The sequence below is a fragment of the Nostoc sp. CALU 1950 genome, from assembly GCF_051172895.1.
Lineage (GTDB): Bacteria > Cyanobacteriota > Cyanobacteriia > Cyanobacteriales > Nostocaceae > Nostoc > Nostoc edaphicum_A.
In genome coordinates, this window is sequence record NZ_JBDNJQ010000083.1 from 23841 (window position 1) to 35084 (window position 11244).

Genomic DNA, 11244 nt, shown 5'->3' on the forward strand with positions numbered 1-11244 from the left:
CAAATGGAATCCTGTTAATTTTGTGTTGTTCCTAGCAGCTTCAATTATTCTAGGAAGCTCTAGCTTTATTATTGCTTCTTATGTATTGTCTTCAGTGAATTCGATCATTTTATCTTCAGATGCTAATCCGACATCAATTCCCTGGATTGACAATAAGTTTGACTGTCAATACAGTAGTAGAACCTGGCAGGATAACAAGTGTTGGGATTATGAACATAATCCGACGTTTTAAAGCTTAGTCTTTTGCTCAACCTTTGCTTTTTACTTACTTCTAATTACTTGGATTACGGTTAAGCTGCATCTACCTTAAAAACCGTTATTTTTAAATTAAGGAACAACTCAGAACTCAAATAATTAAAAAATAATATCCACTACTAAAGAAATCAGGTTTCAAAATAAATGGGACTTGTTAAAAACAATATAAAATTTCTACAAGAAAAATAATCATAGAAAACACTGAGGCTTTTTAATTAATTATAAGTAAAAATATTGTTTACCTCTTTCTTAAAGATAATTCTATTCCAGGCATCTATACATAATGTTCATTAACTCTCTCATTTCTGATAATTTACAACAGACTATCATTCGTCATCCGCTTGTTGTTAGCTCTGAGGTTATGCTTCCAGATGTGATTGCACTAATCAATGAAGCATCAAGTAATCATGATAGCTTGCCAATCAAGCATAGCAATTATTTGCCTAACCCAGGTAAAGATATAGCTAGCAACACATCTCAAGCCACCAGTTGTGTTTTAGTACTAGAAAACTCACAGTTGGTGGGGATAATTACACAACGAGATTTAATTAAGCTGACAGCACAAGGGACAAATCTAGAGGGTATCAGTGTTGCCCAAGTGATGACCAGAGAGTTAATAACATTGAAATTAATAGATTTTAAAGATGTTTTTACTGCTTTACATTTGCTGAGAAAAAATCGAATTTGTCATCTGCCTATTATTGGGGATCAAGGAGAATTAATTGGATTAGTAACTCCTAGCAGTCTGCTGACAGTTTCTATTCTACAAGCCGAACTTTACAATTATACACGAGTTAAATTTGTAGAACGCCAGAAAATCGAGGCAGAACTGCGATTAGAGCGTAATTTTGTTTCTACCATTTTGAATCTAGCAGACGCTCTAGTTATAGTACTAGATTGTCAGGGAAAAATTGTTCGCTTTAATTATACTTGTGAACAAGCTACGGGTTACGCATTTGATGAAGTTAAAGGAAGATTTGTTTGGGATGTGCTGCTGTTACCTGATACAACAAAATGTATCAAAGATATTTTTCAAAATTTAGCAGAGAGAGAATTTCCTCAACGTTACGAAACTTCTTTAGTTACTAAAGATAGCGATCGCCGCTTAATTTCTTGGTCAAATAAGGTCTTACTTAATCGGGAGAATCAAGTTGATTATATCGTCTGTACAGGCATTGACATTACTGAAAGCCGAAAAGCACAAGAGGAACTCCAGCAGACTCGCAACTTTTTACAGTCGATGATTAATAATCTGCCTGTAGCCGTCTTTGTTAAAGATGCCAAACCAGAAAGTTTTGGGACAGTCAAGCTCTGGAATCATACCTGTGAAAATATTTTCGGTATTACAGCAGAGCAGGCTATTGGCAAAACAGATTACGAATTATTCCCGAAAGAACAAGCAGACTTTTTCTGGCAAAAAGACCTAGAAAGTTTTGCTAGCGGTGTATCTCAAGATATTTCTGAAGAACCTATTGACAGTCCTAGTTTTGGCAGAAGAATTTTACATACAACTAAAATTCCTTTGTATGACAAAAACCAACAACCCGAATACCTGTTGTGTATTTCCGAAGACATTACAGAATATAAACGAGCAGAAAAAAATTTGCAACAAGCAAAAGAGCAATTACAAACGGTTTTAGATGCAGTACCTGGGTTTGTTTCTTGGGTAAATGATGATGGATATTATTTAGGGGTTAATCGCCATTTAGCTGAAAGTTTTAACTTGACTCCCGATGCTTTTGTTGGTCAAGAATTGGGGTTTATGGAAAACAGCCCGGAATTTACAGAATTTATGCATGAGTTTTTAGATAGGGAAGATGTAGCAGATTCTAAGGTTATTGATGTCCAAATTAATAGTAAAATATGCAATTATTTGCTCGTAGCTCAAAAGTATCAACAAAACACAGCCGCCGTTGCAATCGGAATCGATATTACAAAACGCAAACAAGCTGAAATAGCCTTACAAAGTTTGATAGAAAGTACAGCTTCTACGACTGGACGTGACTTTTTTCCAGCATTAGTTGAGCATATTTCTTCGACTTTAGATGTCCGTAACACCTTAGTAAGTGAGTTAATTGATGAGCAAGCTCACACTTTAGGATTTTGGTCTGATGGGCAGTTACAACCAAATATTTGCTACGATCCAAAATCAACTATATGTGAAATTTTGCTCAAGCAAGGATTTTATCACTGTAGTTCGAGAATTCAACAACTCTTTCCTAATCCTAAAAGATTAGCTGCTATGGAAGCTGAAAGTTCTATGGGAGTTATTTTGAGTGATGATTTTGGTCAACCAATTGGCTCACTATGCATAGTAGATGATAAACCCATACCTGACCAAGATAAATTTGAAGGAATTCTCAAAGTATTTGCAGCCCGAGCATCTGCTGAACTGCAAAGGCAACGAGCGCAAGAAGCTCTACAAAAACTCAATCAAGATTTAGAAGTCAGGGTTAAGCAACGCACTTTAGACTTACAAAAAAGTGAGGCAGAACTTAGAGCTATTTTTAATCAAGCAGCAGTGGGAATTAAACTAGAAAGTTTAGATGGTCATTTCCTGAAAGTTAATCAAAAGTTGTGTGAAATTTTAGGCTATAGCCAAGAAGAAATACTAAAGAAAAACTTTAGAGATATCACACATCCAGAAGATATACAAATCCATCTAAATCAGTTGCAAAAATTAATATCAGGAAAGGTAGAAACATTCTCGATTGAGAAGCGCTATTTACATAAAAATGCTGATGTAATTTGGATAAATTTAACGGGTTCTCTAATTCGAGATCCGCTTGGTAAACCTATTTATACGATCGGTGTAGTTAAAGATATACGCGAGCGTAAACAAGCTGAAGAAAATATTTGTAAAGCTTTAGTAAAAGAAAAAGAACTCAGTGAGTTGAAATCTCGTTTCATTTCTATGACCTCCCACGAGTTTCGAACTCCTTTAGCTGTGATTGCTTCCTCTGCTGGAATCTTAAAAAGTTTTAGCCATAAACTAGATGAACAACAAAAGCATAAACATCTCCAGTGCATTCAGACTTATGTTCAACACACTACTCAACTATTAGATGATATTTTGCTAATTAATAAGGCTGAAGCTGGAAAATTATCATTTGAACCAACTTGCGTTAATTTAATTAATTTCTGTCGTTCTTTGGTAGATGAAATTCAACTCAGTTCTCCCAATCATACCCTAGCCTTTTCTCCCCGGCACTTGGGTAATTCATCAACAGATGATCACTTTATGGCTTGTATAGACAAGAAGCTTTTGCGACAAATATTGAGCAATTTGCTTTCAAACGCTGTCAAATATTCACTAGAAGGTAGCAATGTTGAAGTTGCTCTGTTAGTTCAAGATAAAAGCGTAGTTTTTCTAATTCAAGATGAAGGTATTGGTATTTTACCAGAGGAGCAACAGAACTTGTTTGAACCATTCTACCGAGCTAGCAATGTTGGTAATACGCCAGGAACTGGATTAGGTTTGGCAATAGTCAACAATTGTATAGACCTTCATAGAGGAAGAATTACCTTCGCTAGCCAGATCGGAGTTGGTACGACATTTAGGGTAGAACTACCACTAATGATAAGTGACTTACTCCATGAAAAATATCTAATGTGTTATTAGTAAATAATTTTAGGGAACAATAAACTGCAAGAGATTTTTTGGCATCTAATGTAAGTTACCAATTTGTCAAGCTGAATAATCAGTTTTAGCAACTGCATTTACTGGTCTATAGATATCACCAAAGCGCCTAATCATAATCACTATTCAAATAAACCAATGAACAAAAAAATATTAGTAATTGAAGATGAAGTCCAAATTTGTTCAAATATTCAACAAATTTTAAGTTTCTCCGACTTTAATACTATTACCGCAAATAATGGTTTAGAAGGATTACGACTTGCTAAAACAGAACAACCAGACCTTATCTGTTGTGACGTTATGATGCCTGAACTTGACGGTTACGGTGTACTGACAGCCTTACGCCAAGACCCGGTAACTGAATCTATCCCAGTAATTTTTCTGACTGCAAAAGTAGACCGCGGTGATTTACGCCAAGGTATGGAGTTAGGAGCCGATGATTATCTTACAAAACCTTTCTCTACGGAAGAACTTTTAAAGGCAATAAAGGTCAGATTAGAACGCGTAGAAAAACCAACTTTAATCAAACAACAATATGAACAAGAACATCAACAAAATACCAAGTTGAAGCAGCAGATAGAGATAAATTCACAAAAACTGCAAGAAAGCCAACACCTGGCAGAAATATGCAACGAGGTTTTACAAAAACTTTTACAAGATTTAGGGAACCCGCTTTCAAATATTAATATGGCGATCTATATGCTGAAAAAAGCTCAATCAGATGTTGAGCGCGATCGCTACTTGAGTATCTTACAACAAGAGTATGCTAGAGAAATGATGTTTTTGAATGAAATGAAGAATTTACAAACATTACTAACTCCAGAAAATGCCAAAATTTTGCAAAGCTTCAATGTGTTTAATAATAGCAAATAATATAGTTTAGTAAAATCGAAAATTACTATAATATCTCATGCTATACCAATAACATAAAATTGATATTTTTATCTTTAATAATCATAGATGAACACAATTTTAATTATAGAAGACGAACCCCAAGTCAGGGGAAATATTCAGGAGATTCTACAACTTTCTGATTTTGAAACTTTGATAGCTGCAAACGGTAAGATTGGATTAGAAATTGCTCAATCAAAATTACCAGATTTAATTATCTGTGACATTATGATGCCTGAATTAGACGGCTATAGCGTGCTGTCTGCTTTACGTAAAAATGAAGCAACTATCAATATTCCTTTAATATTTGTTACTGCTAAAGCAGAGCGTTCAGATTTTCGTCAGGGAATGGATTTTGGGGCTGATGATTATTTGACTAAACCGTTTACTCCTGAAGAACTACTCAATGCGATCGCTTCTCGTCTTGATAAACACGCTTCAGTTGAGCGCCAAACTCAAGCCAAACTAGACGAACTCAGAATGAATATTGCTCACTCATTACCTCACGAATTGAATACGCCTTTAAATGGCATTCTCGGTATGTCACAGTTGTTAATAGAAAGTTGTAGTGTCATGCCTGACTCTGAAGAAGTCGAAATTGCAGAATTAATTTACAAATCTGCCAATCGCTTGAATGCATTAGTTCAAAGGTTTTTATTATATAGTGACCTAGAATTAATATCTAAAAATCCCGAAAAAGTCCGTCAAATCCAAGAGAAAAAAGATAAATGTCTTGCTGAGAAAATTATTAGTGAAATCGCTCTCAAAAAAGCTACAGAAAACTGTAGACAAAAAGATTTAAAGCTGGATATCCAAGAATCTCCAGTACAATTACCACAAGAAAATTTTAGTATTCTGATTGAAGAATTACTGGAGAATTCTTTTAAATTCTCTTTACCAAGCAGCAAAATTCAAGTTACGAGTAAGATAGAAGGTAATAAATTTAATTTATATGTAATTGATAATGGCAAAGGTATAGCAATTGAAGAGATTAATAAAATTGGAGCTTTTGTACAATTTAATCGAAAGTTATGGGAACAACAAGGTTCTGGTTTAGGGCTGGCTATTGTTCAGCATATAGTTAAATTATATGGTGGTGAATTTACAATTACTAGCATTCCTGAAAAAGGAACTACTGTAAGTGTTAGTTTGCCTTGCGAGGAGATGCTTACAAATATAAATACAGTAAAATAGAAATTTACAAAATAGCAATTCAGGGAGTAAAGGAAATCTATTTTAATCTTTTAGGGGATTAGTTATATTCCATAGTTTTAAGTGCGCTTTTTTAACACCAGGTTTGCACAACATGACCCTTCAACTGTTGTCCTAACCAAGGTGTATTTTGTGAAAGTGTATAAAGACTTTTCCGTTCGACTTTCCAGGTTTGCTGGGGATCAAATAAAGTAAGTTCCGCTGGTTGATGAGGTAGAATTGCACTGACTTTTTGCCCTAAACACTCTGCTGGTCTAGTACTCAATGCCTGCCATAATTCTAAAGCTGTAAATTCTTCAGTTTCAACGAGATATTGCCACAGCAGAGGTAATGCTAACTCTAAACCAATTGCCCCGGCTGGTGCTTCGGCAAAAGCTTGGACTTTTTCTTCATAGCTGTAGGGTGTGTGATCAATAGCGATCGCATCTATCACACCCGCACGTACCCCTGCACGCAACGCCGCTACATCACTGGGATTACCTAAAGGCGGGTCTAAATGCAAGCTGGTGTGATAACTCTTAATAGCTTTGGTATCAAGTAAAAGGTGCATCCAGGTGGTGCTGGCGGTGATGGGTAAACCAGCAGCCTTTGCTGAAGCGATTAATTCCACACTGCGAGATGTGGAGACACGCATAATATGGACTGGTGTGCCGATGGTTGCCACCAATTCAAGCATAGCTGCGATCGCAGTAGTTTCAGCACTGGCGGGAATTGGGGGTAAACCAAAACGGAGAGCATTCGCCCCTTCTCTCATTACACCATTTGCTGCTAACTGGCGATCGCTAGGCCAAAATGCCACTGGTTTACCCAACGGCTGAAGATACTCCAACACTCGCCGCACCAGCGCCAAATTTTCTAACGGCTTACCATCGGTAAAACCAACAACTCCAGCCGCCGCTAAATCTGCCAACTCCGTCAATTGCTTCCCAGCAACATCTAGGGTGATAGCACCCCAGATATGGAGCAGGGGAGACAAACTTTTCTCTGCTCCTCTGCCCCTCTGCCCCTCTGCCCTCTTCTGCTGCAACTGTGCCACAAGAGCAGGGTTATCAATAACTGGGGATGTATCGGGTAAAATGCTAACTCTGGTAAAGCCGCCAGCAGCAGCAGATTGTAAGAAAGACAAGAGGGTTTCTCGTTCTTCAAAGCCAGGTTCACCAGAGTGGCTGTACAAATCCACTAACCCAGGGCCGAGAACTAATCCCTGACAATCTCTAATTTGAGTATCAGAAGTGATATCAGAAATGTGTGAAGCTACTTCTCGGATATAACCATCAGCAATCAACACATCAAAGAGTTCATCTATTTCAGAAACTGGGTCAATCACCCGTACTTTTTGCAGCAGTTCAGTCATAAAAGTTGTTAGTTATGAGTTATGAGTTATGAGTTAGGAGTTAAGTAGGTAGGCATAATTCAACATAAAGTAAAATCCTAGTTCGTAATGAGCAATTCATCGAGCGAAGCAAGGATTATTAGGACTAAAGTCCTTACTACAAACTTTAATTTATTTACGTCTAGCTACTTATGAGTTATTTGTTCTTCAGTCATTGCTTCTAACTTTATTCCTCACTCCTCACTCCTAACTCCTCACTTCTCATTCCTAACTCAGCACGGGCTAAACGCCCCGCTACCGCTAACAGCACTCAGCACTCAGCACTCACAAAGCCCCCGCTGCTGTTTTATCTAGTACGCCTCCACCAAAGTGAGTGGTGATGTTCATTGCTTGCAATACTGGTAAACGATCAATTCCAGAAGGGTAATCGATAACGCTAACTGCGCCATTACCCTGACGGAAATTCCAGAAATTTTCTAGCGATAAACCTAGAACATGACAAAGCAAGGTTTTATTAGTAGCGTCATGAGCTACTACTAATACAGTTTTAAATTGATTAGTTGATGCAGCTTGCACAATAGATTGCCAAGCTGCAACACTGCGTTCCCACACTTCTTGCAAATTTTCCCCTTCAGGCATTTGCACTTGGGCTGGTACTAGCCGCCAGCGTTGCAACTCTCCTGGAAACTCTTGCTCTATCTCTGTTTCTAATTTTCCTTCCCAGAGTCCGTGACTGATTTCTCTTAAACCATCTTGCAAGTCTAACTTTACATTTGGATGTTGTTTTAAAATAATCTCTGCTGTTTCTTTAGGGCGCAGCATTGTGCTACTGACAGCAAAATCAATCGCTACCTCTTGCAGAAATTCGCCTGCTTTTTGCGACTGTTGTCTACCGTTGTCGTTAAGGGGGACATCAATTTGTCCTTGAAACCTGGTTTGGCGATTCCATTCGGTTTCACCGTGACGCACCAATAACAATCGTATTCCTTGATGATCCGGTCGCAATGAGGGTAAAGTCTCTCCCGTGTGTTGCGTCTGATTTAAGGATTCTAGCTGGACTGGTTCACCCAATCCACCGGCAAAATTTAGTACGGTGATGCCACAGTTAGATTGTTGTAATGAATGGTAGCGACTTGGGGAAATTCCCAAGGCTGTGCTAATGAGGGCGCGATTAATACCGTTATGTCCCACTATAAGAATAGTTTCGCCTTGATGCTGAGACAAAGTTTCTTGCCAAAATTGCCGCGCTTGTTCATATATGGCAAGAACAGGAAAATGTTCTCTTGTCCCTTGTGCATCATTTATCAGCATCCGCAGTTCGTCGGGGCGCTGATGCCAAGTGCGGTAGTCTTCGGCAAACTTCTGCTTGACTTCGGCAGTTATCAGCCCTGCCCATACGGGGAGGTCGATTTCTAGCAGTAAATCAGAAACTTGAATTACAGCAGATTGTTCAGGATGAGTAGCTAACTCGCTATGAATAATATCTGCTGTGTTTTTCGCTCGTTGCAGGGGACTGCTATAAATAGCATTAAATAAAATATTGCTGAGGGCTTTGCCAACTTTACTGGCATCGTTACGACCTTTCTCGGTTAATGTTGACGCATCAGTGCGTCCCTGAATACGCCGTTCGGTGTTATAACCACTTTGACCGTGGCGCACAATGATGACACGAGTCATCTCAAAGCCCTCCTGTATCTAGACGATTAATTTTACTGCAAAATGATTGCAGAATTACCGACTCAGGAAGGCGGATTTAGTCAAGTGGGCAATTTTACTTTTGTAAGGGACGTAGAATAAGCAGCAAAAATAGCTGTAGGGTTTGCTCCCCGCAAGCCTATCGTGTACAATACAGATCAATTTCTCATTGTTCTCTCGTTTATCTCGTTCCTATGCAGAGCAATAGGAATGCCTGATTAGGGGCTGCTGCCTCTAGTCAGATATTGAGTCAGAGACTCAATGAATGCATTCCCAGTCGGAGACTGGGAACGAGGAAAACGAGGAAATGCTTATCAAGCTAGGTTTTTAGGACTTGTGTGTACACCGTAGCCAATGCATCAGGGAGGGTTAGGGTGGGGTAAAATGCCTGTGGGATGAGCATTTGAGCTTAAGTTGACACCAATGGTATGCCGTAGGCTGACGCACCTTCGATTGTTGACGGTGCGGCGCTTGGCGATAATACACTCTACATTAAAGCGTCAACTTTTATACCTGTTTATTCTCTCCCCAGATCCAACTGTACTTGCAATCCATCATTGTCACTTTCAGACTGAGCCGGTGTTAAGAAAATAGAAGTGTCTGGCTGTGATAATGATTCGTTAAAGCGGATTTTGACTGGAGCTTTATTGCCTCTTCTATTATTGTTAGAGATGCTTGCTGGATTAGTTTGCTCAAAAAAGCTTCTAAAGTCATCTTGGGCTGTTCTTTGATCAATTCCAACTAGTGAATCACCAGTTAGTCTGTATTCTCCTGGATTTGAATTTGATGCTGGTGACTGTGCGTATACTGGGCTGCCTAAGTTTGCAAAGGCTGCCGTAATCCCCAAGAAAGCAATAATTTTGGCGTTCATTAGTTTTGTCCAAATTATCTTTAATATTGCTTGTCTATTATTCTCTGGGAAAAATATTTTGATTAACTCTATCGTGAGGTTCTACTACAATAATTGTATTGTGTATATACTTGACTCGTCAATAATTCTCGTTGTTTCAGACGTTGCCAAGCTATAACTTTTGTATCTCTTTTGAGTATACGGTTACCTGGTTTATTTTCTCAGCGATCGCAGTTAAGTTAGTTGAGATATGCCAGCCTTAAATCATCGCTCCACCAAAATAATCATACAAGCGATCGCTAATCAATATCACTCCTGTTCTAAAATCCTTTCTATATCTTGCCCTGCATAGAGAATCCGCACAACTTCAATGCTTTCATCTCGCTCAAAGTAAAAAATTAAATATTTTTTAAATCCCTTGACAGCCCATTTACGTAAACCTTGTAAACGAAGATTTTCCAGGGGATAACGGCTACCCATTCCAGGCATTCTTGCTAACTGTGCAAAAGTTTCTCTTACAGAGTCAAAAAATAAAAGAGCCGTGTCGGGGTTGTCTTGGGCAATGTAAGCAAAATACTCATCAATATCTAAACTGGCTTTGGGTGTAATGACTATTCGCTTTGTCATTATTGCTCTTGATGCATTTGGTCGATCAAATGCGTGCGTTTTTGCTGCCACCATTCATCATTAACTTCTATCGTCTCTCCACTTTCAAGTCCTGCAATTAAAAGTTCTTCTATATGTTCTTGCATCTTGCGTTTTTGGTCTTGAACGATTAACTCTTGTAGATATTCGCTAACTGAACCGTACCCACCTTGAGCCACTTGTTCTTCAACAAAGGCTTTCATTGGCTCAGGCAAGGAAATATTAATGTTACTCATAACCTTGCGAGTGAAGTTAAACTATTTTTTCCATCTTATCAAGGTTGTTAGGCGTTGTCTTTGAGGAAACGTTTAGCGATCGCACCTTGGTTGATGAGAAAATAGCGATGCTTTCTCTTCTCCTGTCGGAGACGCTGCGCGAACGAGAGGCTTGTCTGCGACACGCTACGCAAACGACGATCGCTCAAAACTACTAGATTGCAAACTCTATCGCCTGGACTCGCTCTTTTAATTACGAATTATTTTTTTAGCCAATCGCCACAGCAGAGAAAACGGGAAAATTAATATCGCCTTTAACGTTTGCACAAACTGACCTAACCGACGTTTCCAGATAGCACGGGGAGTAGACTGGCGTTGTAGGATTGCTAGATTTTCTCGAATTGTCGCTGTAGTGGGATGATTAACGCCTAACACCCGTTGGCACATTGCCAAAGCATCAATGTAAAGAGGTTCGGCATCGCTGTACCGCCCTTGGCTATCGTAGAGT

Annotated in this window: 10 protein-coding genes; 4 read left to right on the plus strand and 6 right to left on the minus strand. The window is 38.7% G+C overall.

Features of this window, described 5'->3' with window-relative positions:
- Positions 1–538: 538 nt before the first annotated feature.
- The 3 genes from ABF638_RS21630 to ABF638_RS21640 all read left to right on the plus strand — a co-directional run bounded on the left by ABF638_RS21630 (position 539) and on the right by ABF638_RS21640 (position 5980).
- Entirely contained in the window at positions 539–3877 is a 3339-nt protein-coding gene (locus ABF638_RS21630; RefSeq protein WP_435025036.1) for a PAS domain S-box protein, read from the plus strand.
- A gap of 156 nt (positions 3878–4033) precedes the next feature.
- A complete protein-coding gene (locus ABF638_RS21635; protein WP_435025037.1) occupies positions 4034–4768 on the plus strand; it encodes a response regulator transcription factor in 735 nt (244 codons plus the stop codon).
- A gap of 87 nt (positions 4769–4855) precedes the next feature.
- A complete protein-coding gene (locus ABF638_RS21640) occupies positions 4856–5980 on the plus strand; it encodes a hybrid sensor histidine kinase/response regulator (protein WP_435025038.1) in 1125 nt (374 codons plus the stop codon).
- Between the two features lie 91 nt (positions 5981–6071).
- On the opposite strand, the gene ABF638_RS21645 is transcribed toward ABF638_RS21640, so the two are convergent.
- The 5 genes from ABF638_RS21645 to ABF638_RS21665 form a co-directional block, all read right to left on the minus strand.
- A complete protein-coding gene (locus ABF638_RS21645; protein WP_435025039.1) occupies positions 6072–7352 on the minus strand; it encodes a dihydroorotase in 1281 nt (426 codons plus the stop codon).
- 303 nt (positions 7353–7655) lie between these two features.
- On the minus strand, positions 7656–9008 hold the full coding sequence (locus tag ABF638_RS21650; protein WP_435025041.1) for a histidine phosphatase family protein: 1353 nt from the start codon (positions 9006–9008) through the stop codon (positions 7656–7658).
- 535 nt (positions 9009–9543) lie between these two features.
- Positions 9544–9897 carry a hypothetical protein gene (locus ABF638_RS21655; RefSeq protein ID WP_435025042.1) on the minus strand — a complete coding sequence of 118 codons (354 nt, stop codon included), beginning with the start codon at positions 9895–9897 and terminating at the stop codon, positions 9544–9546.
- Between the two features lie 288 nt (positions 9898–10185).
- Positions 10186–10503 (minus strand): type II toxin-antitoxin system RelE/ParE family toxin, encoded by a 318-nt coding sequence (locus ABF638_RS21660; RefSeq protein ID WP_435025043.1) that lies wholly within the window; start codon positions 10501–10503, stop codon positions 10186–10188.
- Entirely contained in the window at positions 10503–10757 is a 255-nt protein-coding gene (locus ABF638_RS21665) for a type II toxin-antitoxin system ParD family antitoxin (protein ID WP_435025044.1), read from the minus strand. Before ABF638_RS21665 ends, ABF638_RS21660 begins: the two co-directional genes overlap by 1 nt.
- A 44-nt stretch (positions 10758–10801) precedes the next feature.
- On the opposite strand from ABF638_RS21665, the gene ABF638_RS21670 reads away from it, so the two are divergent.
- Positions 10802–10954, plus strand: a complete 153-nt coding sequence (locus ABF638_RS21670) for a hypothetical protein (RefSeq protein ID WP_435025045.1) — start codon at positions 10802–10804, stop codon at positions 10952–10954.
- 31 nt (positions 10955–10985) lie between these two features.
- Here ABF638_RS21670 and ABF638_RS21675 read toward each other — a convergent pair.
- Positions 10986–11244, minus strand: a 259-nt coding sequence (locus ABF638_RS21675) for a tetratricopeptide repeat protein (RefSeq protein ID WP_435025047.1), incomplete at its 5' end; no start/stop codon positions are given.

Coding starts and splice junctions, on each gene's coding strand:
- ABF638_RS21660 (WP_435025043.1), bottom strand. CDS start 10,503: ATGACAAAGCGAATAGTCATTACACCCAAAGCCAGTTTAGATATTGAT.
- ABF638_RS21635 (WP_435025037.1), top strand. CDS start 4,034: ATGAACAAAAAAATATTAGTAATTGAAGATGAAGTCCAAATTTGTTCA.
- ABF638_RS21640 (WP_435025038.1), top strand. CDS start 4,856: ATGAACACAATTTTAATTATAGAAGACGAACCCCAAGTCAGGGGAAAT.
- ABF638_RS21650 (WP_435025041.1), bottom strand. CDS start 9,008: ATGACTCGTGTCATCATTGTGCGCCACGGTCAAAGTGGTTATAACACC.
- ABF638_RS21645 (WP_435025039.1), bottom strand. CDS start 7,352: ATGACTGAACTGCTGCAAAAAGTACGGGTGATTGACCCAGTTTCTGAA.
- ABF638_RS21630 (WP_435025036.1), top strand. CDS start 539: ATGTTCATTAACTCTCTCATTTCTGATAATTTACAACAGACTATCATT.
- ABF638_RS21665 (WP_435025044.1), bottom strand. CDS start 10,757: ATGAGTAACATTAATATTTCCTTGCCTGAGCCAATGAAAGCCTTTGTT.
- ABF638_RS21655 (WP_435025042.1), bottom strand. CDS start 9,897: ATGAACGCCAAAATTATTGCTTTCTTGGGGATTACGGCAGCCTTTGCA.